Genomic DNA, 24,360 nt, shown 5'->3' with positions numbered 1-24,360 from the left:
TTATCGCAAACTGCTTTTGCTTTTTCTAGTATATTTTTTATGCGGTTTTAGTGGCATCGCTTAAACCTTCTACATTTCCATTTTTTAATGCTTCTAAATCATTTGCTTTGTTTTCACCAAAAAGCGTATCTAAAACATTTATTTTTCCTTGTAGATAGAAAACATCATAAAAATCTTTTAATTTATCTAAAGTATACTTGTTTAAAGTCTTAGCTTTATCTTTAGTTTTATTTACTTTAGTATTAAAACTATCTGATTGTAAGTTAGTTAAATCTAACATACTAAGTCTAGATTTAGCCCAAAATACATGATTATTTGCTTAAAAAGTTAAAGTTTCACTACCTTTAGATCCGCCAAGTTTTATAGTGCTAGTTTTGTCTCCAGAAGTTATTTCTATTTTTGAAGCATTATTATAATCTTTTCCAGGAGTTAATTTTATATCAACACTTTTTCCATTAACATCAACAAATTTTAATGTTATGGTATTATCTCCTGCTATTACACTATTATCATTTACTGTGGCAAATTCTGTTGCAGCTTTTAAAATTTCTTTTACAGCATTATTATTTTTCGTATCTTGTGCTGTCAAAGTACGATCATCTGTCACTTTCAAGGTTAGCTTTGTTGTTAAATCAATATAGATTTTATTCTACCCTCTATAGCATTTAAAAGGTTACTCTTCTTAGTATATGCATTTGCTTTTTTATTGTTGGCGCAAATGTTTCTTCTATTTTTCCTTTTAGTTTATTCTCTGATATTTTATAGTCAGTACCTAGACTATCATCTTTAAGTTTAGAGATAGTAGAAGTTGAATTGGCTGGTTTATACTTGATATGATGCAAGATTTTGTTAGTTGATACTTGCCCATCTTAACCTGCTGGTTCTGATAAGCTAAATCTGTCTACAGTAGTATCGAAAGCAACTTTTAATTTAACCTCATCTACATCTTTAACTAATGCAAATGCTATTTTTTTAGCATTAGTGCTGTCTGCATTTTCAAATTCTATTTTAAGACCCTAAGTAGTAGGTATTAAATCTTTTATTTTTGTTGCTTCATCCAATATATTTTTTACTGGTGTATCTACAACTTCAAGTCTTGTTGCGCTACGAGTGTTAGTATAAGTATATAAATTGCGTGTTGCTAAAACAGTAAGATTATTTTTAATACTTGATCTAATACTTTTAGTTTTTCAGCCTTATCTTTTTCTTTTGTTGTTGTTTCTTTTATTTTACTAAAATCTGTATTATTGTCTTTTTTTGCTACCAAGGTGTCAATATTAGTATTATTCAATTTAGCATCTTCGGCAAACAAGCCAATGATAGATTTTTGGTTATTGTCTGAATTTGGAGTATAGACCAATGTATTATTATCTGCACTTTTTAGTTTTATTTTATCTTTTTTCTGTCTTTTGTTATTTCTATAATTGTTAATATTGGTTCTTCATTTGCTGTTAATGATAGCGTGATTTCATTAGGGGGTGGTACATTTGCAAGATCTACATTATTACCTAATTTCTTTGCAGCACTAGCTTGTTTATTATATTGGCAATCTTAGCTGTATTATCATCTGCTTCTATATCTCCTTTTTTAAAACCTTTAATTTTCGACTCATTTGCCACTACAAATATTGTTTTAAATATATTATCAGCATCACTTATTAATACAGCATCAACATACTCTTTTAAAGCTAATTTTTTGTTATTTTCAGTTTTTTTTATTTATTATATCAACATTAAAATCTAAAGTCTGTTTTGTTACTAATGCTTTAAGAGTTGGGTCATTTTTCTCAATTTGCCTAGGTTCAAATTTCATTTTTTTAAATCTAAGTTCAAAGTATCTAGTTCATCTTCACAGAGCATAATTTTTATTTTAGATTCACTTCCCTCTTTTATAAGTTGTAAACTAACTTGTTTGCCATCAATTTCCTTAAAATTAGGAAAAGTAAAACCAGTATCTGAAATAACCAAAAGATTTTCTTTTACCATTGTTAAAATCTTTTTCAATGCACCTTTTATTGCAGCAGCATTATTAAGATTATTTGTTGTTTCTGATAGTTCTTTTTGATTTTCAACTATCTTACTTAATTCTGCTTTTATATCTTGATAAAATTTAAGTTCTTTGGCTTTATTAAAATAATTTGTTAGTAAATCAAAGAGTAATATCACTCCAAACCGCTAAAGTATATCTTGGAGTGATAATGTAAGTAGTTATTCTATATCTATCTTATATCCTAGACCTGGAGCATTTTTGATAAAGCGTTCATCGGTCTTGTCGCGTATCCTTTTGACAAAAGTCCTTATGGCAGCTTCTGTCACACTCTCGCCTATCCATACCACATCTTTTATCTCTTCGTGCAGCACAACAGTACCTAGTCTTTTTACCAGTAATGATACAAAGGCTAGCTCTTTTTTTGTCAAAGTTATCTCTTTGTCTTTTTTTATAAGTATTCGTTTGGTTTTATCAAATTTATACTCTTTTGATATATCCACTATACAGGTGGAGCTTATTTTAGAACTTGCTATGTGAGCTAGAGATAGCAAAAACTCATCCATATCTATAGGCTTTAAGATATATTTGTCCACACCTAGCTCTATAGCTTTTAGGAGTTTTTCTTTTTCGCTATATGCTGAAAGAAGCACTATAGGTGTAGATGGTGATATTTCTTTGATAGCTTTTGACATATCAAGCCCATCTAGTATAGGCATAGCTATATCACTGACTACTATATCTGAGGTATATTTTTTAAATTTTTTAAGACCCTCATCGCCGTTTTGTGCTACTATGACTTTAGCGAATTCATATTTTAAGACATCTTCCATGAGTTTTCTTGTCTCGTTTTCATCTTCTACGAAAAGTATTGTTAAATTTTGTAAAATTTCACTCACTAAGTTCTCCTTTTATTGGTATTTTTATACTAAAACAAGCTCCATTGTCTTTGTTTTTGATAATTATAACACCTTTTAGTTTATCTATGATAAGCTTTGACATACAAAGCCCTATGCCTGTTCCTTGAGATGAGTGCTTTGTAGTAAAATAAGGCTCAAATATCTTATCTATGATCTCATCACTTATACCACCTGCATTATCACATATACTTATGACAGCTAGATCTTGCTCTTGTGATGTGGTTATCTTTATCTGCTTGTTTTTTATATCTCGCTCTATGCAAGCATCTTTGGCATTGTTTAGGATATTTAGTATGACTTGCGTTAGTTTAGACTTATAGCCAAAGACCTCAGTATCAAAGTCGGTGTTTATAGAGACATTTATATGCTTTTTTTCAAATGTCCCTTGAAGCATCATAATAGAATCATGCAAGGCATCAGATATCAAAAATGCTTCTGGTGCTTTGCTTGTGGAGAAGAAATTTCTAAAGTCCTCTATCGTGTTTGACATATTTTTTATGATGTTTTTGCATTTTTCATAGGATTCGTTGAATTTATTTTTATCCTTACTCATTTTAAAAAGTGTAATACTAAGCTCGTTTAGAGGCTGTCTCCACTGATGAGCGATATTTGCTATCATCTCACCCATAGATGCTAGGCGAGACTGAGTTAGTATGATCTTTGTTTGCTCTTCGTTTTTAGCAACTTCGGATTTTATGATATCTTGCAAATTTTCATTTAAGCCCCTTAACTCCATGGTCTTTTCTTGGACTATCGTTTCCAAGCTTTCATTTAGCTTTTTTAGCTCTTGTTCTTGTGATATAAGCTGTTCATTTAGCTCTATGAGCTTAGTAGTATCATACCTTATAGCTACAAATTCCTCTATATCGCCTTTTGAATTTAGGATGGGTGATATAGTAGTGTGTAGGTAGATAGTTCTTTTGTCTTTTGTGAGGTTTTTGATTATACCTTTGTAGACTTTTTTTGACAGTATTGTATCCCATAGGTTTTTAAACACATCTTGACTTACATCCGGATGCCTTACTGTATTGTGATTTTTACCTATAAGCTCTTGTTTGGTGTATCCACTCATCTCGCAAAACTCATCGTTTACAAATGTGATGATGCCATTTATATCTGTTTTTGATACGATGTTGCTTGCCTCTATAGCATACTGATACTGTTCAAATTTATCTTTTATATCATCCATGTGCCATATATCCTAAAAATGCTAGATAAACTCCGTTTATCATTATGATCGCAAGTGATACCTTAAACATAGTCTGTTTAAATTTCACGGAGATAAAGCCAAAAAGTGTAACAGCACCTAGCATACTTGGTAGTGTACTTATTCCAAATACAAACATTATAAGCATACCTTGCAGAGCTGAGTCGCTTATGATAGACATAGTTAAGAAATAATAAACCAAGCCACAAGGTAAAAGACCGTTTAAAAATCCAGCAAGAGCAAAGCCTAAAAAGCCTTTTTTGCTTAGTGACAATATACTCTTAGTTACGAGTCTTGAAATTTTGTCGTTTTCTATAAGGTGTAAAAATCCTCCACGAATCCAAAGTGCTGTGGCTAGAAGTACGAGTAAGATACCTACAATAAAAAAGAGTAAAGCCCTAGAGTTTGAAGAGATAGCAAAGACACCGCCAAAAGCTCCAAAGATAGCTCCAAGCAATGAGTATGAGACAATTCTAGCTATATGATATGATGAGTTTAGTAAAAATGATGAAAGTCTATCTTTTTTTTGCACGGCAATAGACTGCAAACTCAAAAAACCGCCACACATACCTATGCAGTGGCTAAAACTACTCAAAAATCCAACAGCTATTATAGTCGCAAAGCTGAGTTCTTGCATATCAGAGTATGTCTAAAAACTGCCTAAAGATATACCTGCTTTCATTTGGCCCACCACTTGCTTCTGGGTGGTGCTGAACTGAAAATATAGGATAGTCTTTATACTTTACACCTTCTATAGTGTTATCAAACAAATTTCTATGGGTAATGACAGCTACTTCGGCTATCTCTTCTGGGACATTATAGTTGTGGTTTTGGGTGGTTATCTCTATGACTTTTGTTTGTAAATTTTGTACCGGATGATTTGCTCCGTGTTGTCCAAATTTTAGCTTGTAAGTAGGATATCCAAAGGCATTTGATAAGAGCTGATGACCTAGACAGATGCCAAAGATAGGCACTCTGGCTTGGATGAGTTTTTTTATCTCGGCTATTTGTGATGTTAGTTTTTTAGGTTCGCCTGGCCCATTTGATAAAAATATACCGTTTATTTGCTTGTTTTTAAATTTATCTATCAAAATATCGGCATTTGTATCGTGAGGATATACCTCTACCTCTATGCCTACTTCGCAAATTTCATTCAAGATAGAACTCTTTACTCCAAAGTCAAGCACAGCTACTTTTTTGCCAACACTTTTTAGACTTTTGTAACTTTGAGATATATTATCCCAAGATGCCGTGTTGTGGGTGTAGCTTTGTTTTGAGCTTACTTTGCTTACATAGTTTGTATCTTGTATATGTCCTGCCTGTTGTAGCTTTTGTTTTAAGGCTTCTTTATCGCTTGTAGTAGTTGAGATGTATGCCATCAAGGCACCCTCATCTCTTAACATCTTTGTAAGATATCTTGTATCTATATCATAAACACCAAATTTTCCTTGTTCTTTGAAAAATTCGCCAAGAGTTTTTTTAGATCTAAAATTTGAGTCAAATTCGTTGTAGCTTCTTACAATGATGGTATTGGCTTGTATCTTTGGGCTTTGCATATCATCATCGTTTATGCCTACAATTCCTATCTCTGGCATAGTAAATACCACACACTGACCTGCATAACTAGGATCTGTAAGTATTTCTTCATAGCCTGTTAGAGATGTATTAAAAACAAGCTCGGCAGCACACTCGCCACCTACTCCAAATGCTTTTGCTTTTAAAAAAACTCCATTTTCTATGTAGATATAAGCATCCATTAAAGCATACCTCTTTTTTGAAGCTCATCTTGGTATAGCTTTTCAAATACTAAGTCATACTCTTCGCTTCCCGGTATAAGCTTTCTTTTGTAGTTTTCTATCTTATCAAGAACATCATCTTCTATCTTTTCATATATTTTTAGATATTCATCTATTGAGTTATAGATGATATTTTTTACTCTATTTTCTGATACGTTATACTCTATCAAAACATCATCCAAAAGAGCATCTAAGATAATATGTGCTACATTACTATATCTATCTTCAAAAGACAAAATCACATCAAACTCAGAGGCTAGTTTTTTCTTAACAAGCCAAAACATATTTTTTCTATCGATCTGCATTAGATCCATTTCATCTTCGTTACTCTCTAAAAGCTCGTTTACTTTTTCTTCAAGTGCTTTTTCTTTTTTTACATCTTGTGTTAGTATGTCTTGAGCTATTTCAGCTATAGGCTCTATGCCTGCATTTAGTGTTACAAATTTTGAGTTTAATAAATCTATGGCTATTTTTCGTGCTATATATGGTGTGTGCGGAAGTTTGATACGCATATTTACCCTTTTAAATTTTTTGGTTATTTTAGCTAAATAAAAGTAAAAAAGTGTTAAAAGTAAGACAATTTAAAAACATTTATAATAAATATATTTTTTATTGGATTGATTTAAAAAATAAATATGCTTTTTGTGTATTTTTAACTAAAATAAATATAAAAATATATTTTTTAAGTTTTTTTATATAGTTTTTATCTTAAAATAATAAAACTTATATTATTGTTTAATGTAAAATTAACAAGGAGGGTTTTGATGCGACCTAGTCAGACATTAAGTTACGACTATAGTGTAGCTAAACTGTTTATGTTTTCTACCTTAGTTTTTGGTGTGGTTGGTATGCTTCTTGGCGTTATTATCGCTTTTCAGATGGCATATCCTGACCTAAATTATATAGCAGGAGAGTACTCAACCTTTGGTCGTTTAAGACCATTGCATACAAACGGGATTATATTTGGTTTTATGCTTTCTGGTATCTTTTCTACCTGGTATTATATAGGACAACGTGTTTTAAAAGTATCAATGAGCGAATCGCCATTTTTGATGGCTGTTGGTAAATTGCACTTTTGGTTATATATCATACTTATAGCTTTAGCCGTTGTTAGCCTATTTATGGGGATTAGTACTTCTAAAGAGTATTCTGAGCTAGAGTGGCCACTTGACTTGCTTGTGGTTGTAGTATGGGTTCTTTGGGGTGTTAGTATATTTGGGCTTATAGGAATTCGCAGAGAAAAGACGCTTTATATATCTGTATGGTATTTTATAGCTACATTTCTTGGTGTTGCTATGCTTTATCTTTTCAACAATATGGAAATTCCAACAAGATTAGTATCTGGATATGGCTCTTGGGTGCACTCTGTATCTATGTATGCCGGAACCAATGATGCATTAGTTCAATGGTGGTTTGGTCACAATGCGGTTGCATTTATCTTCACTGTTGCGATAATTGCACAAATTTATTATTTCTTACCAAAAGAGAGTGGGCAACCTATATTTTCATATAAATTATCATTATTTTCATTTTGGGGTCTTATGTTTATATACCTTTGGGCTGGTGGTCATCACTTGATATACTCAACAGTGCCTGACTGGATGCAAACAATGGGCTCGATATTTTCTATAGTATTAATACTTCCATCTTGGGGTTCTGCTATAAACATACTCTTAACAATGAAAGGCGAATGGGTTCAACTTCGCGAAAATCCTCTAATAAAATTTATGATATTGGCTTCTACATTTTATATGTTCTCAACACTAGAAGGTCCTATACTTTCCATAAAATCAGTAAATGCCTTGGCTCACTTTACAGACTGGATTCCTGGACACGTTCATGATGGCGCATTGGGCTGGATAGGCTTTATGATAATGGCAGCTCTTTATCATATGACACCTCGTATGTTTAAACGCCAACTGTATTCAAAATCTTTGATGGAAGTTCAGTTCTGGGTTCAAACAACTGGTATTGTGCTATACTTCTCATCAATGTGGATAGCTGGTATCACGCAAGGTATGATGTGGAGAGCCACCGATCAATACGGAAGCTTATTATACTCTTTTATAGATACAGTTGTTGTTCTTGTTCCATACTATTGGATTAGAGCTATAGGTGGTGCTTTATACTTACTAGGATTTTTTATATTTGTATTTAATATCTGTAAATCTCTATCGGCACCAAAAATAAATTTTGAACCAAAAAATACAACTCCTATGGGTGGTTTAAATTCGGAGGTTTCACATGTTTAGTTGGTTAGAAAAAAATCCATTTTTCTTTGCTGTGGCAGTTTTTATACTGATAGCCTATGCTGGCGTAGTTGAAATTTTGCCTGATTTTTCAAACAGAGCAAGGCCTTTGGAGACAACAAAACCTTATAGTGTTTTACAATTAGCAGGAAGACAGGTTTATATAAAAGAAAGCTGTAATGCTTGTCATACACAATTAATCCGTCCATTTAAAAGTGAGACAAATAGATATGGCATGTATTCTATGAGTGGCGAATATGCTTATGATAGACCTCATCTTTGGGGTTCAAAAAGAACAGGCCCTGACTTATGGCGTGTAGGAAACTATAGAACTAGCGATTGGCACGAAAATCACATGAAAGATCCTACATCTGTAGTTCCAGGCTCTATAATGCCTTCATACAACCATATGTTTGTTAAAAATGCAGATATAGAAACAGCTTATGCAGAAGCTTTTACGGTTAAAAAAGTTTTCAATGTGCCTTATGATCAACCTGATATGCCAAAACTTGGAAGTTTTGAAGACACACAAAAACAAGTAAATATGGAAGCTTCTGAGATTGTATCACAGATGAAAGATCAAAGCATAAAAGATGCATTTGAAAAAGGCGAAATTCGTGAGATAGTAGCACTTATAGCTTATCTAAACAGCCTTAAATAAGGAATAATAATGGATATGCAAACTATAAGAGAGCTTCAAGCTTACGGCTTTTTTTTCTTTACTCTTTCTCTTGTGCTTGTTTTGTATGGTTATTTTTACCATCTTTACAAGTCAGAAAGAACAGGAAGAAGGAATTATGAAAAATATTCTAATCTAGCACTTGATGATGACCTAAACAGTGCTATATTAGAGCAAAATATTAGCAAAAAGGGGCTTTGATATGCAGTGGTTAAATTTAGAAGACAATATTAATCTATTATCATTAATTGGTGCTTTTGCTATCGTTATACTGACTGTTGCAATAGTTGGAAGATATGTAAACAAAATGAAAGATAAAAGCGAAGCAACTGCGCCTTTAAGCGAACATGAATGGGATGGAATTCAAGAATATAAAAATGATCCTCCACTTGGCTGGGCTGTCTCTTTTGTATTGGCTTTGGTTTGGGCTATATGGTATTTTTTAGCTGGTTACCCACTAAATTCATACTCTCAAATAGGGGAGTATAATGAAGAAGTAAAAGAGTATAATGCAAAATTTGCAAAAGAACATGCAAAATTAGATCAAAGTACATTGGTTGATATGGGTAGTAGTATATTTTTAGTATCTTGTTCCCCTTGTCATGGAATAATAGGAGATGGTATGCAAAACAAAGCAGCCAATCTAAAAACATGGGGAAGCGAGGAAGGGATATATGAAGCTATCGTTAATGGTTCAAAAGGTTTAGGTTTTGATGGTGGAGAGATGCCTAAAGCTTCCGATCTTGGGCTTGATGAAGAGAGTGCAAAAGCTATAGCGGCATATGTTGCAAAAAATATATCCGGCATAAAAGCTACAAAAAATGAAGCCTTGGTTCAAAAAGGTGAAGAGCTATATAGTGGAACTTGCACGGCTTGTCACGGCGAAGATAGCAAAGGAATGGATGGAGTATTTCCTGATCTAACCACATACGGCACTAGTGATTTTGTAACCATGGTTTTAAATCGTGGTAAAAATGGAGATATAGGCGTAATGCCTAAATTTAATGAAAACATGCTAAATAAAATTCAAAAGCGTGCAGTTGGAGAATATATACTTTCTCTTTCAAGGAGTAAATAATGCAAAACGAAAATAGATCTGTATTCGCCCTTAATGGAGCAACTGGAATGATAATAGCAACTGTTTTGCTTTTAAGTATTTTGGGAGTTTTGACATATTTTGCAATCATTATCCAACAAGATGTTTCAACAAAACCTTACAAGATAGAAAATGCAAATGGCCTTAAAGCAAAAAGCGTTGAAAACAAAAAACATTTTATGGTTAAGGAGTAATATATGTCAGTTATATTAGAAAAAGTTATAATATTGCTACTAGCTGTGGCTGGGATAGTTTGCGCTTGGTCAGTACTTACTCCAAATCATCTTTTTATAGGATGAAGTGGTTTGATTTTAAGGGCGTTTTATTCGCCCTTTTATTTCTTGTAAGTGGTTGTTTCGGCAATAAGTTTGTATTTAATGATGATAATATTTTGAGCCAAAAAGTTGAAGAAAAACTACAAACAATAGCAGATGAGTTATACTCAAAAACAGGTATTTTTGTAGGTGCTAGTGTATTTGAAAATCTAAACAAACAAAGCTTAGATGATAAGTTTTTATCATTAAATATAAAAGAGCCTTTTGCATTTATAGCGCTAGCAAAAGATGAAAAAAAAGTTGAAATATATGCAGATAAGAAAACATTAAAATTATTTGACAAAGATCAAATCCTAAGTCCCTTTCCAGAATCAGGAACTATACTGCCTATATTGGCATCAAAAAATGGAAAAGATATATACAATGCTGCTATACTAAATGGATATGGCGACTTGTCTGAACAAATAGCAAAAAGCAAAAATATAAAGCTTGCAAATGCGATAGGAAACAGCAATAAAGACACACTTAATTTATTGAGATTTTTTATATATGGGTCAATAATCTTTGTGTTTTGCTTTATGTTTTATAAAAAAAGGATAGCAAAAAATGTCTGATAAAAGCAAAAAAACATTTTGGCCTTATGGGATTTTACTAAGCATTATAGCTGTGATAATAGCTTGTGTAGCAACGATAGTTATATCGCTTGATTATCCCGTAGAAATGGATAATTTTAACTTTGAAAAATACCAAAAGGTTGATACTGACATAAATGAGATAATGAAAAATCAAAAAGAATTTGATAAAAAATTTGATGTAAAAGCCTTAACAAAAACTATCACACTAAACAAAGAAAACAAAATAGATATAAAAATATCAAAAAAACTACCAAATTTACAAAATCCAAAATTTGAAATCTTACTGACAAGACCTGATACAAATAAACATAATGTAGACTTAAATGCAACATATAGCGATGGCATCCTAACAACTCAAAGCTTTACGCCAAATCTTATCGGAAGATGGCAAATTATGTTAAAATTAGCAGATCAAAACTCAACAGGATTTTATAAATTTGAACTTTTTGCCCGATGATAAATTATTTGTATTTGCAACGTTAAGGTGCGTTAGGGATTTTATAAAAAACTCTAAAAGCCCGTTAAGCCAAAAGGCTATTAGTATAGGGGATTTTTTACAAAAGACTATCTTTGTAAGAAACTTGCAAAAACCAACAGATGCACAGCTTTTGCTTATAATGCAACAAGCCTGTAAAAACACACAAAATGCACACGAAAAACTAGCAATACCGAAAGATTTTTTTGCATTTTTAAAGCACAATGACTATCTGTTTTCTTTTTTTAAGGAGATAGCTCATCAAAGAAAAGATATAGACGACCTTAAAATGAGCGACATATATGCCAACTATGAAGAGCATATACAAATACTATCAAATACACTGACAAATTACAAAGAGCTTATGTTGCAAAATGGCTTTTATGATGATATAAGCATATGCGATATATATGAGATAAATGAGGATTTTATAAGCCAATATAGCGAGATAAATATCCAAATAGATGGAATTTTAAGTGAGTTTGAATGGGAAATAATCCTAAAATGCAAAGAGCTAACAAAGATAAATATCATCTTTGATACTTCAAAACTAAACAAAAAACTTATAGAAAAAATAGCCACGATAAGCAAAAAAAGCATTGATGAGTTTTTGATGTATCATAAGCTAATGCTAAATCTAAACACATTAGAACTAAGCGACATAGGAAAAAATCAACAAAACAGAGTAGTATTAACAAAATCATTTCAATCAAGAAGCTTGCAAGCGGCTTTTGTGTTTGAAAAAATTTCAACCTTCATAAAAGATGGAATGAGTGCTGATAAGATAGCTGTGATACTACCTGATGAGGGCTTTGCACAAATCTTAAAAATGTATGATGATAAGAAATTTTTGAGCTTTGCGATGGGTAAGCCTTTTTCAACTACACTTTTTTATACTACTATAAAAACCATATTTGAATCCCTAAAAGAGCAAAAAAGCATAAACCTAAACGATAATGTTTTAAACGAAAAAGAGCTAAAAAAGAGTGAAACATTTTTAAATTTAATACATCTAGATAAGGGTTTGTTTGATTTTATAAGTATAAACTACTCTCAGATAATAAGCTTTGATGATATAAAAAATACACTAGAAAAGCTATGTGAATATTTTGGAGATAGGGATATTTACGATATCTTAAATGAAGAGCTATTTTTAATGCACCAGCTAATAAATCAAAATAAACTTAGGTTTTTTGAGGTGATTGAGCTTTTGCTTATAAGGCTAAATAATGCAAAAATAGATGAAGTTGGTGGTGGTGATGTTCGTGTGCTTGGGATACTAGAAAGCAGAGGACTTAAATTTGATGGAGTTATTATAGTTGATTTTAACGATAACTTGGTGCCAAAAAGAAGCATAAATGAGATGTTTTTAAGCTCAAATGTAAGAAAAAAAGCTGGGCTTGTAAGCTATAAAGATAGGGAAAATTTACAAAGGTCGTATTATGAAAGTCTTATTTGTAATGCAAAAAAAGTAGCTATATCGTATGTAACTACGGAAAGCAAAATTGCTTCAAGATTTTTAAATGAGTTTGCTTGCATACCAGATACAGACTTTGATGAAGATGAATATATAGCTTTGTTTAGAAGTGGCAAAAAGGCAAAATTTCAAGGCTGTGATACAGATATAAAACACGATTTTTTTGAAAAACCACTATCTTTTACAAGGCTAAATACATTTAGAAAGTGTCCTAGAAAATACTACTATCACTATGTATTAAAACTTGGTGAGCCTAGGTCTTTTGATCAGGGTGTAAGCTCGGATTATGGAAATAGCATACACAAAGCACTTTTTGAATACTATAAAAACTATAGTGATTTTAATTTGTCTGATTTTTTAAAGGTGCTTGAAAAAGAGAAGCTAAATCCGCTTGAGTTTGAGTTAGCGAGTATGAAATTTAAAGAGTTTGAAAAAAGTGAAAATGAGCATTTTTTACAAGGCTGGAAGGTAAACGAGCTAGAGTGTGAAAAAACAAACACAATAAACGGCATAAATATAAAAGGCACGATAGACAGGATAGATAAAAAAGGCTCTGATATATGTGTGATTGATTATAAAACGGGTTCTAGCAAAGATCCTTTACAACTTGAGTTTTACGAACTACTAATAGGCAAAAAATGCGAAACATACTTTTATAATCTAAAAGATGATATGAGGCTTGAAGCATGTGAGGGCAAAGATGAGATAGTAAAAATCCTAGATGAGATAAAAGAGTATTTTTCAAACGAACCAAAATACGAACCAACTCCATCAACGGATTGTAGCTACTGTCCTTTTTTTGATATATGCGAAAGGAAGATATGAAAAATTTCTTTGGACTAAAAGCAAGTGCTGGTAGTGGTAAGACATTTGCACTTAGTGTAAGATATGTGGCACTTTTGCTTAAAGGGGCAAAAACTCGCAACATCATAGCACTTACATTTACAAAAAAAGCAGCTAGTGAGATGAGCGAAAGGATAGTGTCTCTTTTTTTAAATTTAGATCAAAGAAAGGCAGAATTAGCAGAAATTTCAAAACTTCTAGGAATAAGCGAAGATGAAGTCATAAATAAAAGAGATGAGCTTAAGAGCGATTTTTTAAGCTCAAATTTAAAGATAATGACATTTGATGCATTTTTTAGCACTATACTAAGAAGTTTTAGCCTGAATTTGGGTTTAAATCCAGACTATGATATAAAAGATATAAGTAGCGATGTATTTAAAGAAAATTTCATAAATCAAATAGCAAAAGATGAAAAACTACTAAAATCACTTGCTTTTTACATACTTGAGTTTTCAAAGGGTCAAAATGATTTTTTCCAGACCATTGAAATGTTATATGAAAACTTTAGTGAAATCGAGATAAATGGGAGTGTAAGCTATCCAAGTGATGATAAGGTAATGAGTCTTTGTAACCAAATAAAAACATACATACAAAACAAAAACGGCTCTAACACAGCGATAAATGCCTTTAATGTAGCTAATGCCTTAGAACTTTGCGAAAAAAGCGTAATACAAAAAGAGAGTCTAAACTACCGAACATTTTCAAAGGTTTATGATGATGATCTTGATGCGTATTTTGATGAGCTAAAAGATGAGCTATACAAATATATAAACGACCTTGAAAGATACAAACTAAATGAATTAAATCAGTTTTTGAAAATATATAAAGATATCAAAACAGAGCTAAACAAAAAGCTAAATGAGCTTAGTTTTTCTGATATAACAAGGCTTACAAACGAGCTACTTTATAACAACCTAGATAAACAAATGCTTTATTTTAGACTAGATGGCACTATATCTCATCTTTTGATAGATGAGTTTCAAGATACAAATGTAACGCAATACAATATAATATTTCCTATAATAGAAGAGATAGTTGCTGGATACGGGCAAACTGGACTTGGAAGCTTTTTTTATGTTGGGGATATAAAGCAAAGTATTTATAGGTTTCGTGGTGGTAAAAAAGAGCTTTTTAATAAATTAAAAAATGATTTTAAGCAGATAGAAGTTGAGAGCTTAAAGAAAAACTATAGAAGTGCTAAGCTTCTTGTTGAGTTTGTAAATGAAAAGATGAAAGATAAATTCAACACAAAAAATAGTGATGAAGAAGATAATTTTACAGAGCAGATACCAAACAGCGATAAAGATGGATATATAAAAGTCGCTGGGTGCGATGATGTAGTGCAAAGCTGTGTTGATGAGACAAAAAGGCTTTTGGACTTAGGGGTTCAAAGCAAAGATATAACTGTGCTTTGTTGGAAAAATGATGATATAAAAACGATATGCGATAGCCTAAAAGCTCAAAACATACCATCAACCGATGAAGGTGCGATGCTACTTAAAAACTCAAAATCTGTCTTTGGACTTATCAACTATGCTAAGTATTGTATTTTTGGGGATAGAATATATCGTCAGAATTTCATATCGTATTTTGGATTTGAACCTAAAAAGGTTGCATTAGATCTTAATAAAACATCAAATGAGTGTCTTTATTATCTTGCAAAAATGGCAAACATATCAATGCAAGACCTTGATATACTAAGACTTTTTGAGATAAGTGCTGGCTCATCTGATATAGTTAGCTTTTTGTTTGAGTTTGAAAACTCAGATGAAAAAGCGATAAATAGCGATAGCTTTGGTGTAAGAGTAATGACAACACACAAATCAAAAGGGCTTGAGTTTGACACTGTGATACTTTGTGATAAATTATCAAAAGGAAGACAAGGCAAGGGTAAGTTTATATGCGAATACGATATAAACTCAGGGTGGCAGATAAAGCTTAATGTCACAAATAGAGAGTTTTTTGACAAAAAGTATGACAAACTCATAGAACAAAGCGAAAGCTTGGATAAAGAAGAAGAGATAAATAAGCTGTATGTGGCTTTAACAAGGGCTAAAAATAATCTTATCATACTAAAAACAAACAATCCAGATGCATCAAGGCCTAGTTATTTTAGTAGATATGAGCTAAAAAGTGGCAAGGTGTATGACTATCTTGATTTGGAAATTTGCGAAAAAGGCTCAATAAGCATAGAACAAAATAATAATGATAGGATAAGTAAAAAGAGAAAAAAAATAGAGCTTGTAAGTGTAGAAAAAGACACAACAGCAAATAAAGAAAAAGAGTATGAATTAAATCTAAATAGCATATATTTTGGCACAGCACTTCATTTCTTGCTAGAAATGACAAAAGGTTTTGATGAGAAAAGCTTAAGGTATCAAGAAGATGCTTTAAGAGATAAATTTTCTAAATTTTTATCAAAAGATGAGCTTGATGAGATCGTAACAAGATGTATAAATTTAGTAAATGATAGTGATTTTAAAGAGTTAGTAAAAGATTCTGTCATAAAAAAAGAACAAAGCATATACTACAAGGAACAAACAAAACAGCTTGATTTGATGAGTGTTAAAAACGATACCATAACGATAGTTGATTATAAAAGTTCTAAAAAAGATATAGAAAATAACAAAAAGCAAGTTTTAGAGTATACAAAGATAGTTAAAGAAATCTATCCAGATATGAAAGTTTGTGGCATTATATTTTATGTTTTAAAAGATGAGATAGAAAAAATTATTATTTAAATTTTACTTAAATTAAGCTATTTATAAGTTTATTTAAGTAAAATCACACTCTAAAATTAAATTTTGGCAAAGGTAACAAAATGACAAAAATAACAAAGCCAAACGAAGTCAAACGCGATTGGATTGTAATAGATGCAAGCGGTAAGCGTTTTGGTAGAATGCTTACAGAAGTAGCAACATTACTTCGTGGAAAACATAAACCAAATTATACACCAAATGTTGATTGTGGTGATTATGTTATTATTATAAATGCTTCAAAAGCTGAGTTTACTGGTGCAAACAAAGCTGAGCAAAAATTATATCACAGACACTCTGGATATTTCGGAAGTGTAAAGAGTGAAAAATTTGGTGATTTATTAGCTAATAATCCTGTAAAACTTTACAAACTTGCTGTTCGTGGAATGCTTCCAAAAACTAAGCTAGGTAAAGATATGATCAAAAAACTAAAAGTATATGCTGGAAGTGAACACCCTCACACAGCACAAATCGCTAAAGAAGGAAAATAATAATGGCAACAGTTTATGCAACAGGTAAAAGAAAAACAGCAGTTGCTAAGGTTTGGATCAAATCTGGTAGCGGAAAAATTTTAGTTAATGGCATGGATCTTAACACTTGGTTAGGTGGCCACGAAGCTATAAAATTAAAGGTAGTTCAACCTTTACTAGCAACTAAACAAGAAACTTTGGTAGATATCAAAGCTACTACACTTGGTGGTGGTTACTCAGCACAAGCTGAAGCTTTAAGACACGGTATATCTCGTGCTTTAGCGGCTATGGATGCTGACTTCAGAGCTGCTTTAAAACCTAAAGGATTACTTACTCGTGACTCTCGTGTTGTTGAGCGTAAGAAATTCGGTAGAAGAAAAGCTAGAAGAAGCCCTCAGTTCTCAAAACGTTAATATATTTTCCCTGCTTATGCGGGGAATTCTTATTCTTTTTTAAAATTAAAATCCACTTATAATTTTTTATCCAAAATTAACACTTTTAGTTGTAGTATGATAAAACTAATTTTAAAAGGCGTAGTCTATGATGAAAGAATTTGGTTTTTATAACGCATTTGATGAACCGGTGGTTTTAAACGAAGAGATAGAGATAACAGATGATACAAACTCACATTTTTTAATCTCAAACTCAGAAAAATTAAAAGCCGATATAGTAGCAAATGAGATAAATTTTTATCTAAAAAATACACAAGATGACACTTTAAATAAAGCAAAAAATACACTTTTATTATATGAAGCTAGAGCAAATACTTTTGATTTGGCAAAAGATATAGACTATGAAAAAAAAGTTGGAAAAAATGTAGTTATCGTTAGCAATAGTGAAAAAACAGAACTTGCAAATGTATTAAGAAAAAATGAATACAAGGTTATAGAACTAACTCATTTTGAAGTTAAGTTTGTATTTGGAGCTGTTGGGGAACTTAGCGTTATAGTTTTAAGGGATAATGATGAGTTTGAGATAGACTGCGATTTTTTCTTAGTAGAAAATGCACGTGATTATATGCTAAAACAAAGTGGCTGCATAGAGATATCTGGAAAAAAAGATGATGAAATTTTAGCATTTTTAAATGCCTGTAGTCCAAATTATTCATATAAAAGCTATATACATTATGACTCTAGCATATGCCAATACCACGAAAGAAGACAAGAAATTTGTGGAAAATGTGCAGAAATATGCCCTACAGTAGCTATACTAAAAGAAGATGAGACAAAACATCTTGTTTTTTCGCATATAGATTGTGTAAATTGTGCTGAGTGTATAGCGATTTGCCCTAGTGGTGCGCTTGATTATTCGCTTATGCCAAGAAATGCCTTTTTGGAAACTGCAAAATTATACAAAGATAAAATTCCTCTTGTTGTTGCAAATGATTCAAGCTTAGATGAACTAAATGTAAAGCTACCTGCCGGAGTGTTGCCTTTTGGTGGTTGGAGTGAAAAGTTTTTTAGCGAAACACATCTTTTGACCCTTTTGCAAGAGAGTGGCTGCAGTATCATTATCTACACAAAAACAAGAGCTAAAGCATTAAGCTCTTCAGCTGAAATAATAAATCAAGTTTATAAAATCAAATTTAACAAGCAAGCTGTTTACGTAGTAAAAAATGAAAAAGAGCTAAAAGATGCTTTATCACAAGCTGGGTTTATAGATGGTAGTTATTTTAGTATGAGTGAGTATGCTTTGACTAAAAGAGAGATTTTTGCAAAAAGACTTAGCTTTTTTGTAGGAGATGAAAATTTAGGTGAAGTTTATACAGATGAAAACATAAGATACGGAAAAGTACAGATAAATCAAGACAGCTGCACACTTTGTCTTAGCTGTGTTGGCGCCTGTAACGTAGGTGCTTTGGTAGCTGACAAAAACACAAACTCAATACAATTTAACCCAAGTGTTTGCACGGCCTGTGGATACTGCGAACTAAGCTGTGCCGAAAAAGATACAATAAAACTAACAAGGGGTAAAATAGAGTTGAAACCATCTACTTTTGTCTATACACAGCTAGCACAAGATGAGTTATTTAAGTGCATAGAGTGTGGCAAAGAATTTGCTACAAAAAAAGCTGTTGAAAAAATAGCTACGATAATGACTCCAAAATTTGCAAATTTTCCAGAAAAAATAAAAACTTTGTATTGTTGTTCTGACTGTAAAGCTAAAGTTATGATAAAAGCACAAATCGAAGCTAACAAGGAGCTAAATGCCTTTTAAAGGGGCATTTAGCTTAAGCCTGAGTATTACGAATTTTATATAATTATTACTCGTTTTTATATTTTATCCTTAAACAATAAAAATTAATAAATTTTTTATATTTTTTTAAACATTTATATGCAAAAATTGCATAATAAGTAAATATGCTGATTTGAAATATTTGAGCTATTTGCAAAAAAGGAGGAAAAATGAAAAGCGGAGGAAAAGTCATCTGTCCGTATTGTGGGACAGGATGTGAAGTAGAACTTTTTGTTGAAGGAAATCATATCAAATCTGCTGTTGGTGTTGAAGACAATCCTGTTAACGAGGGAAGTCTTTGTCTAAAAGGATGCTACGGCTGGGATTATGTAGGCGCTCCTGATAGACTAACTAAGCCACTTATTAGAAAAAAAGATGGTGTTTTAAGCAAAGATGGGGACTTTGTTGAAGCAAGTTGGGATGAAGCACTTGACCTTATAGCAAACAAAATGAAAGATGTTGTTGAAAAACATGGTCCAGATGCATTGGTTGGAAATTTTTCAGCAAGATGTACACTAGAAGATAACTATGTAGCACAAAAACTTATGAGGGTGCTTGGAACAAACAATATAGATCACTGTGCTCGTATTTGACACGCTCCGACAGTGGCAGGACTTGCCAAAACAATCGGTAACGGAGCAGCTACAAACAGCTTCACAGAGATAGGAACTCATAGTAACTGTATATTAATGATAGGTTCAAACCCTGAAAATGGTCACCCTATCGTAGCTATGCATGTTCAAAGGGCTTTAAATAGAGGTGCTAAACTAATAGTTATAGATCCTATAAAAACAGAATTTGCAAATAGAGCAGATATACATTTGCAACTCGAACCAGAGCATAATATACCTGTAATAAATGCTTTGATTTATACAATCATAGAAGAAAATCTTGCTAATTATGAGTTTATTAAAGAACACACTCATGGGTTTGAATATGTCAAGGAGGCTGTAAAAGATTATTCGCCAGAAAAAGTTGCTACATACACAAAACTAAAAGCTGAAGACATAAGAGCAGCGGCTAGAATTTATGCTACTACAAAACCAGCTGTAATAACACATGGAATGGGCGTAACACACTTTAATCACGGTGTAGGTGGCGTTTGTGATATATCAAACTTAATGCTTATAACAGGTAATATTTGTGAAGTTGGTAGCGGGGATTTGCCTATAAGGGGTCAAGAAAACGTTCAAGGCTGTTGCGATATGGGCGTTTTACCAAATGTATTTCCTAATCTAGGTGCAGTAACAGATCCTGAGGCAAGAGAATGGTTTGAAACAAAATGGCATCTACCAAAAGGGCATTTAAGTGATAAGGTAGGAATTCATAAAACAGAAGTTCCGAATGCGATATTGGATGGTAAGGTTAAGTTTTTTTGGACTATAGGTGAAAATCCTGTTATATCCGAACCAAACACAAACCACTTCTTGAAGGGTGTTTCTGAGGTTGAGATGTATGTGGTTCAAGATATTTTCTTAACAGAAACAGCTTTAAAAGCTGATATAGTATTGCCAGGTGTTGCAAGTAGCGAAAAAGAGGGGCTTTATGCAAATGCTGAGCGTAGAGTTCAGCACAATGATGCGGTCATAACACCTCCAGGCGATGCAAGACAAGACTGGTGGATAGTATGCGAACTTGCCAGAAGACTTGGATATGGGGAACTATTTAACTATAAACATCCGGAAGAAATATGGGAAGAAGTAAGAAAAATAGACCCTAAAAGATACGGTGGCATGAGTTATTATAGACTAAAAAGAAATCACGGATTACACTGGCCATGCCCTGATGAAAATAGTATGGGTGGACAAAGTCTATATCTTGATAAAAAATTCTTTACACCAGACGGAAAGGGAAATTTAGTACCTTGTTTGTTTGTTGATAAAGCAAGTGATATAGAGACAGCAAAAGAAGATTTTGCAAAAAAATTAAACATGCCAGAAGACTATCCTGTAATGGCTGGGTCTATTGATGAAAAAACAGATGAACAATACCCCATACAGTTACTAACAACAAGAAAAGTATATCAATATACAGTTGGCACAATGACAAGACGCTCAAAAGCGATAGAAGAAGGTGGCGATAGCATAGGACCTATAGCTGAAATGAATCCGGCACTAGCTGCTAGGTATGGAATATCTCACGGCGATTTTATAAAAGCATGGAGTAGATATGGCTATATAGTAATCAAAGCTGACTTAACCGACTGTGTTCCTGATGGAATCATACAGATGACATTTCACTACTGGGAAAGTTCATGTAACGAACTTACAAGTTCTGGATGGGATTATATATCAAAAACTCCTACATTTAAAGCTGCAATCCAAATCAAAAAGATAGATGAAGATGAGTTTTTAAGAGTTAGAGAGTTGAAAAGAGAGAAATTCCAAACTTCAAAAATCATATTTGATGACTTTCACCATCATCCTATGACTTTTTAGACATTTATACCATTCCTTGTTTGGAGATGGTTGTATTATTTTATTTTTTATAAATTTATTGTACGGCTATATCTCTATAGCCGTATTACAATCTTTATTTATGATCAAAAGCTTTTTCAAGACTTAAAGGCATCGCTTGATAGCCTATACCAGTTCCTTCAAACTTCATCCAAAGGCTAGGAGTTGTTGAACCCCATTTAAATTCTAAAAGTTCAGGAGCAGATGCACCAACTGGAACACCTTTAACCATATCAAACTGCATACCAGCAGTTGCTGAATAAACAACCAAAGAGTCTTTATCTTTATGATACTCTGTTAAGCTTGTAATGGAACTATAAAAATCACTTCCTCTATCTTTACCATATTCCCAAACTTGTTGTATAGTCATTTTCTTTTGATCTATTTTATAAACAACAGCACGAGAGTATTTCATACTAGCAATAGCTGGCTGTTCCATACCTCTTGCATCACCATTATCAAATACCGTAAGATAAACCACATCTTTATTTGACTTAGAGTCAATCAAAAATGCAGTATGTTGTGTCCAAGTCCAGTCAAATCCACCCTCATCATTTAGATATCCTGGGCATTTACTATATTCATCATCACAAACTATTTTTTTACCTTTTGCATCAACTGGTTGAAGTAGTTTATCTTGGAATTGTTTTCCCCAACCTTTATGAGCACCAGCTATCCATTTTACTTTTTTATCTCTGCCTATCTTAATCATAGCACTTTGATGGCGACTTGAGATAATAATAGAATCATCATTTGGATCATAATCAACACTATTTACATGAGCCCAGTTTCTACCTATACCGGTTCCTGCTATATCACCAAATTGATTACTTTCATCAAGCTTAGCAAGTTCTTCTGCACTTATGGTATGTCCTGCTTGAGAAGCATCAACATTCAGACAAACCGCACCTTGATCTAAGGCCATAATAACATCTTTTCTATATGGATCTAAAATTTTATATAAAGGCCATTCATCTACGACATATCCATTTTGATCTATCTCAACGATAACATCTCTAACTGTTCTTACATTTTTACCATCAAGCCTTTTTAAGTTAGATGAGCCAACTCTTAAGAAGTAATCACCATTTTGAGCAGCATCTAAAGAGTGTGAAAAGTCATTATAAGCAAGTGGTAATTGGCGGTTAAATATCTCTCTACCCATTAGATCATATTTTACATATCTTTGACCATAACCCCAAGTTAAAGCGCCATCTGCATTTTGTCTAAAACCCATTTGAATACCGGTATTATAAATATCGCCTGGATTTAAAAGTTTGTCTTTATCAAAATACCATCTAACCTCGCCTTGAGTATCTATAACAAATGAATTTGAGTCATTATTCCACTCTAAAGCACCACCAGATGGGTTATTCCATATAGCTTGTGCGCTTCTTCCTGGCATTTTGCCCGGCACATTATTTACAAGATAAAGTCTGTCAGAAAATTCCTTATCTGCCTTTTTAACTGTTACTTTACCAAAAGGCATACCTGTATGAGATTTTAAACCAGATGGAGTCATTCCAACAGGTCCTGTTGAGATTTGATACTTTTCTGTTACTTTTTCTGACTTTCCATTTAGCTCTGTTTTTGTATAACTTACTTCAACTGTGTTTGTATATGCAGCATAAAGACCAAAAACAGGTATACCGCCATGAGTTCTAGCTGTTTTATTATCTACTTTATAACTTACTGTTTGACCGCCTGGCTTTGGAAGTATTGTTACTTTAATATCAGATAATTCATATCCTCCGTTTCTAATTACCGCTGTAAGTGGTGCAAGACCATAAGGATTTAACTTAACTTCACCTATCTTACCTTGAACTTGATAATTTATACTAGGACCACTCAAGCCTCCCATACCAAGAGCAGATACACTAAGACCACCGACTAACATTGTGGCAACTAAAGCTGATGAGATTATAGATCTTGTTTTCATTTGTTCTCCTTTTAATAGGTTTTAAATGTAATTTTAAAATATTTTAATCATATAAAAATCACATGAATATTAAATTTAATTTATAAAAGCTTTTATAAAAAATAATTTTTATATTTAATCTTAAATTTATACTAGCGTTATTTTTTTGGAAGTTGGTTTGTATAAAATTACATTATCAAATTTTATCACAAGGAGTTTTATTATGAAATCTTTATTTACTAAGACAACTAAACTTTTGTCAGCTGTTGCTATCTTTGGTGCTTTAAGTGCAAATGCTTTTACAGAAGGAAAAGACTATATGAAATTAGAAAATCCTTTGCCTGTAGAAAACAATACACTAACAAAAGTATTTAGTTATGCTTGCCCATTTTGTTATAAATATGATAAAAGTGTAACACCAAAAGTTGTTGAAAAAGTTGCTGGTTTAAAATATGTTCCATTTCATCTAAAAACAAAGGGTGATTATGGTGAGGCTGGAAGTAAAATATTGGCTATTTTAGCTGTTAAAGATATGAAAAGTGGCACTAGTCTTTTAGATGAAAAATCACTATTTAAAAAAGCTAAATTTGCATACTATAAAGCCTATCATGACAAAAAAGAGAGATGGGATGCTGGTAAGAATGAAGCAGCTTTCTTAAAAACAGGTCTTGATGCTGTTGGTATGAGTATGGATGAATATAACAAAGAGTTACAAACTCCAGAAGTTCAAGACTTACTTAAAAAATGGGATGCTGCCTATGATGTAGCTAAAATTCAAGGTGTTCCAGCATTTGTTGTAAATGGTAAATATCTAATCTATACAAGTAGTATCAAATCAATAGATGGTTTTGCACAACTTATAGAAGAACTATTAAAAAAATAGGCTT

The 24,360-nt window shown here is 32.4% G+C and carries 24 protein-coding genes; 14 read left to right on the top strand and 10 right to left on the bottom strand.

Going from position 1 to position 24,360, the window contains the following annotated elements; genetic code table 11:
- Positions 1 to 37: 37 nt before the first annotated feature.
- From CPIN17260_RS01575 to CPIN17260_RS01535, 9 genes are all read right to left on the bottom strand, one after another.
- Positions 38 to 280 carry a hypothetical protein gene (locus CPIN17260_RS01575; RefSeq protein WP_069637030.1) on the bottom strand — a complete coding sequence of 81 codons (243 nt, stop codon included), beginning with the start codon at positions 278 to 280 and terminating at the stop codon, positions 38 to 40.
- A 39-nt stretch (positions 281 to 319) separates the two neighbouring features.
- A complete protein-coding gene (locus CPIN17260_RS01570; protein WP_141071372.1) occupies positions 320 to 607 on the bottom strand; it encodes a hypothetical protein in 288 nt (95 codons plus the stop codon).
- A 534-nt stretch (positions 608 to 1,141) separates the two neighbouring features.
- A complete protein-coding gene (locus tag CPIN17260_RS01565) occupies positions 1,142 to 1,291 on the bottom strand; it encodes a hypothetical protein (protein ID WP_157887319.1) in 150 nt (49 codons plus the stop codon).
- Positions 1,292 to 1,808: 517 nt separating this feature from the next.
- Complete coding sequence (locus CPIN17260_RS01560) at positions 1,809 to 2,165, bottom strand: hypothetical protein (protein WP_069637032.1); 357 nt, start codon at positions 2,163 to 2,165, stop codon at positions 1,809 to 1,811.
- A 42-nt stretch (positions 2,166 to 2,207) separates the two neighbouring features.
- Positions 2,208 to 2,885 (bottom strand): response regulator transcription factor, encoded by a 678-nt coding sequence (locus CPIN17260_RS01555; protein WP_078440455.1) that lies wholly within the window; start codon positions 2,883 to 2,885, stop codon positions 2,208 to 2,210.
- The gene (locus CPIN17260_RS01550; protein ID WP_078440454.1) at positions 2,878 to 4,095 is read right to left on the bottom strand and encodes a PAS domain-containing sensor histidine kinase; all 1,218 of its coding nucleotides are present in this window, start codon (positions 4,093 to 4,095) and stop codon (positions 2,878 to 2,880) included. Before CPIN17260_RS01550 ends, CPIN17260_RS01555 begins: the two co-directional genes overlap by 8 nt.
- Positions 4,088 to 4,750, bottom strand: a complete 663-nt coding sequence (locus CPIN17260_RS01545) for a sulfite exporter TauE/SafE family protein (protein ID WP_078440453.1) — start codon at positions 4,748 to 4,750, stop codon at positions 4,088 to 4,090. The genes CPIN17260_RS01550 and CPIN17260_RS01545 overlap by 8 nt, the downstream gene beginning before the upstream one ends.
- A 1-nt stretch (position 4,751) precedes the next feature.
- Positions 4,752 to 5,870, bottom strand: a complete 1,119-nt coding sequence (carA, locus tag CPIN17260_RS01540; protein WP_069633326.1) for a glutamine-hydrolyzing carbamoyl-phosphate synthase small subunit — start codon at positions 5,868 to 5,870, stop codon at positions 4,752 to 4,754.
- On the bottom strand, positions 5,870 to 6,421 hold the full coding sequence (locus CPIN17260_RS01535; protein ID WP_069633325.1) for a DUF507 family protein: 552 nt from the start codon (positions 6,419 to 6,421) through the stop codon (positions 5,870 to 5,872). Before CPIN17260_RS01535 ends, carA begins: the two co-directional genes overlap by 1 nt.
- Positions 6,422 to 6,673: 252 nt before the next feature.
- On the opposite strand from CPIN17260_RS01535, the gene ccoN reads away from it, so the two are divergent.
- From ccoN to CPIN17260_RS01470, 13 genes are all read left to right on the top strand, one after another.
- Positions 6,674 to 8,161 carry a cytochrome-c oxidase, cbb3-type subunit I gene (gene ccoN, locus CPIN17260_RS01530; RefSeq protein ID WP_069633324.1) on the top strand — a complete coding sequence of 496 codons (1,488 nt, stop codon included), beginning with the start codon at positions 6,674 to 6,676 and terminating at the stop codon, positions 8,159 to 8,161.
- Positions 8,154 to 8,819 (top strand): cytochrome-c oxidase, cbb3-type subunit II, encoded by a 666-nt coding sequence (ccoO, locus tag CPIN17260_RS01525; RefSeq protein WP_069633323.1) that lies wholly within the window; start codon positions 8,154 to 8,156, stop codon positions 8,817 to 8,819. The genes ccoN and ccoO overlap by 8 nt, the downstream gene beginning before the upstream one ends.
- A gap of 9 nt (positions 8,820 to 8,828) precedes the next feature.
- Positions 8,829 to 9,038 carry a cytochrome c oxidase, cbb3-type, CcoQ subunit gene (locus CPIN17260_RS01520; RefSeq protein WP_069633322.1) on the top strand — a complete coding sequence of 70 codons (210 nt, stop codon included), beginning with the start codon at positions 8,829 to 8,831 and terminating at the stop codon, positions 9,036 to 9,038.
- A gap of 1 nt (position 9,039) precedes the next feature.
- Positions 9,040 to 9,915 (top strand): c-type cytochrome, encoded by an 876-nt coding sequence (locus CPIN17260_RS01515; protein WP_069637036.1) that lies wholly within the window; start codon positions 9,040 to 9,042, stop codon positions 9,913 to 9,915.
- Positions 9,915 to 10,127, top strand: coding sequence for a DUF4006 family protein (locus CPIN17260_RS01510; protein ID WP_069637037.1), 213 nt, complete (start codon positions 9,915 to 9,917; stop codon positions 10,125 to 10,127). Before CPIN17260_RS01515 ends, CPIN17260_RS01510 begins: the two co-directional genes overlap by 1 nt.
- Before the next feature lie 101 nt (positions 10,128 to 10,228).
- A complete protein-coding gene (locus tag CPIN17260_RS01505; RefSeq protein ID WP_078405838.1) occupies positions 10,229 to 10,822 on the top strand; it encodes a hypothetical protein in 594 nt (197 codons plus the stop codon).
- On the top strand, positions 10,815 to 11,300 hold the full coding sequence (locus tag CPIN17260_RS01500) for a FixH family protein (protein WP_069633318.1): 486 nt from the start codon (positions 10,815 to 10,817) through the stop codon (positions 11,298 to 11,300). The genes CPIN17260_RS01505 and CPIN17260_RS01500 overlap by 8 nt, the downstream gene beginning before the upstream one ends.
- Positions 11,281 to 13,620 (top strand): PD-(D/E)XK nuclease family protein, encoded by a 2,340-nt coding sequence (locus tag CPIN17260_RS01495; RefSeq protein WP_078440452.1) that lies wholly within the window; start codon positions 11,281 to 11,283, stop codon positions 13,618 to 13,620. The genes CPIN17260_RS01500 and CPIN17260_RS01495 overlap by 20 nt, the downstream gene beginning before the upstream one ends.
- Positions 13,617 to 16,379, top strand: a complete 2,763-nt coding sequence (locus CPIN17260_RS01490; protein WP_157887318.1) for a RecB-like helicase — start codon at positions 13,617 to 13,619, stop codon at positions 16,377 to 16,379. The genes CPIN17260_RS01495 and CPIN17260_RS01490 overlap by 4 nt, the downstream gene beginning before the upstream one ends.
- An 80-nt stretch (positions 16,380 to 16,459) precedes the next feature.
- Positions 16,460 to 16,885 carry a 50S ribosomal protein L13 gene (gene rplM, locus CPIN17260_RS01485; protein ID WP_069633316.1) on the top strand — a complete coding sequence of 142 codons (426 nt, stop codon included), beginning with the start codon at positions 16,460 to 16,462 and terminating at the stop codon, positions 16,883 to 16,885.
- 2 nt (positions 16,886 to 16,887) lie between these two features.
- On the top strand, positions 16,888 to 17,277 hold the full coding sequence (gene rpsI / locus CPIN17260_RS01480; RefSeq protein WP_069633315.1) for a 30S ribosomal protein S9: 390 nt from the start codon (positions 16,888 to 16,890) through the stop codon (positions 17,275 to 17,277).
- Between the two features lie 130 nt (positions 17,278 to 17,407).
- Complete coding sequence (locus CPIN17260_RS01475) at positions 17,408 to 19,081, top strand: 4Fe-4S dicluster domain-containing protein (RefSeq protein ID WP_078440927.1); 1,674 nt, start codon at positions 17,408 to 17,410, stop codon at positions 19,079 to 19,081.
- A gap of 188 nt (positions 19,082 to 19,269) precedes the next feature.
- Positions 19,270 to 21,537, top strand: coding sequence for a molybdopterin oxidoreductase family protein (locus tag CPIN17260_RS01470; RefSeq protein ID WP_078405835.1), 2,268 nt, complete (start codon positions 19,270 to 19,272; stop codon positions 21,535 to 21,537).
- Positions 21,538 to 21,631: 94 nt separating this feature from the next.
- Here the strand turns inward: CPIN17260_RS01470 and CPIN17260_RS01465 are convergent, their stop codons facing one another.
- Positions 21,632 to 23,494 carry an aryl-sulfate sulfotransferase gene (locus CPIN17260_RS01465; RefSeq protein WP_193431669.1) on the bottom strand — a complete coding sequence of 621 codons (1,863 nt, stop codon included), beginning with the start codon at positions 23,492 to 23,494 and terminating at the stop codon, positions 21,632 to 21,634.
- A gap of 202 nt (positions 23,495 to 23,696) precedes the next feature.
- Here CPIN17260_RS01465 and CPIN17260_RS01460 point away from each other — a divergent pair, with 202 nt between their 5' ends.
- Entirely contained in the window at positions 23,697 to 24,356 is a 660-nt protein-coding gene (locus tag CPIN17260_RS01460) for a thiol:disulfide interchange protein DsbA/DsbL (RefSeq protein WP_069637188.1), read from the top strand.
- Positions 24,357 to 24,360 lie beyond the last annotated feature (4 nt).

The organism is Campylobacter pinnipediorum subsp. pinnipediorum (assembly GCF_002021925.1).
Classification (GTDB): Bacteria; Campylobacterota; Campylobacteria; order Campylobacterales; family Campylobacteraceae; genus Campylobacter_A; species Campylobacter_A pinnipediorum.
The sequence above is the reverse complement of the archived record's forward strand: the minus strand, read 5'-3'. Positions and strand labels throughout refer to the sequence as shown.

What these genes read in the sequence shown, in the direction of transcription:
- CPIN17260_RS01575 (WP_069637030.1), bottom strand. Translation starts at nt 280, where the DNA reads ATGTTAGATTTAACTAACTTACAATCAGATAGTTTTAATACTAAAGTA.
- CPIN17260_RS01550 (WP_078440454.1), bottom strand. Translation starts at nt 4,095, where the DNA reads ATGGATGATATAAAAGATAAATTTGAACAGTATCAGTATGCTATAGAG.
- CPIN17260_RS01545 (WP_078440453.1), bottom strand. Translation starts at nt 4,750, where the DNA reads ATGCAAGAACTCAGCTTTGCGACTATAATAGCTGTTGGATTTTTGAGT.
- carA (WP_069633326.1), bottom strand. Translation starts at nt 5,870, where the DNA reads ATGGATGCTTATATCTACATAGAAAATGGAGTTTTTTTAAAAGCAAAA.
- CPIN17260_RS01535 (WP_069633325.1), bottom strand. Translation starts at nt 6,421, where the DNA reads ATGCGTATCAAACTTCCGCACACACCATATATAGCACGAAAAATAGCC.
- ccoN (WP_069633324.1), top strand. Translation starts at nt 6,674, where the DNA reads ATGCGACCTAGTCAGACATTAAGTTACGACTATAGTGTAGCTAAACTG.
- ccoO (WP_069633323.1), top strand. Translation starts at nt 8,154, where the DNA reads ATGTTTAGTTGGTTAGAAAAAAATCCATTTTTCTTTGCTGTGGCAGTT.
- CPIN17260_RS01520 (WP_069633322.1), top strand. Translation starts at nt 8,829, where the DNA reads ATGGATATGCAAACTATAAGAGAGCTTCAAGCTTACGGCTTTTTTTTC.
- CPIN17260_RS01515 (WP_069637036.1), top strand. Translation starts at nt 9,040, where the DNA reads ATGCAGTGGTTAAATTTAGAAGACAATATTAATCTATTATCATTAATT.
- CPIN17260_RS01510 (WP_069637037.1), top strand. Translation starts at nt 9,915, where the DNA reads ATGCAAAACGAAAATAGATCTGTATTCGCCCTTAATGGAGCAACTGGA.
- CPIN17260_RS01505 (WP_078405838.1), top strand. Translation starts at nt 10,229, where the DNA reads ATGAAGTGGTTTGATTTTAAGGGCGTTTTATTCGCCCTTTTATTTCTT.
- CPIN17260_RS01500 (WP_069633318.1), top strand. Translation starts at nt 10,815, where the DNA reads ATGTCTGATAAAAGCAAAAAAACATTTTGGCCTTATGGGATTTTACTA.
- CPIN17260_RS01490 (WP_157887318.1), top strand. Translation starts at nt 13,617, where the DNA reads ATGAAAAATTTCTTTGGACTAAAAGCAAGTGCTGGTAGTGGTAAGACA.
- rplM (WP_069633316.1), top strand. Translation starts at nt 16,460, where the DNA reads ATGACAAAAATAACAAAGCCAAACGAAGTCAAACGCGATTGGATTGTA.
- rpsI (WP_069633315.1), top strand. Translation starts at nt 16,888, where the DNA reads ATGGCAACAGTTTATGCAACAGGTAAAAGAAAAACAGCAGTTGCTAAG.
- CPIN17260_RS01475 (WP_078440927.1), top strand. Translation starts at nt 17,408, where the DNA reads ATGAAAGAATTTGGTTTTTATAACGCATTTGATGAACCGGTGGTTTTA.
- CPIN17260_RS01465 (WP_193431669.1), bottom strand. Translation starts at nt 23,494, where the DNA reads ATGAAAACAAGATCTATAATCTCATCAGCTTTAGTTGCCACAATGTTA.
- CPIN17260_RS01460 (WP_069637188.1), top strand. Translation starts at nt 23,697, where the DNA reads ATGAAATCTTTATTTACTAAGACAACTAAACTTTTGTCAGCTGTTGCT.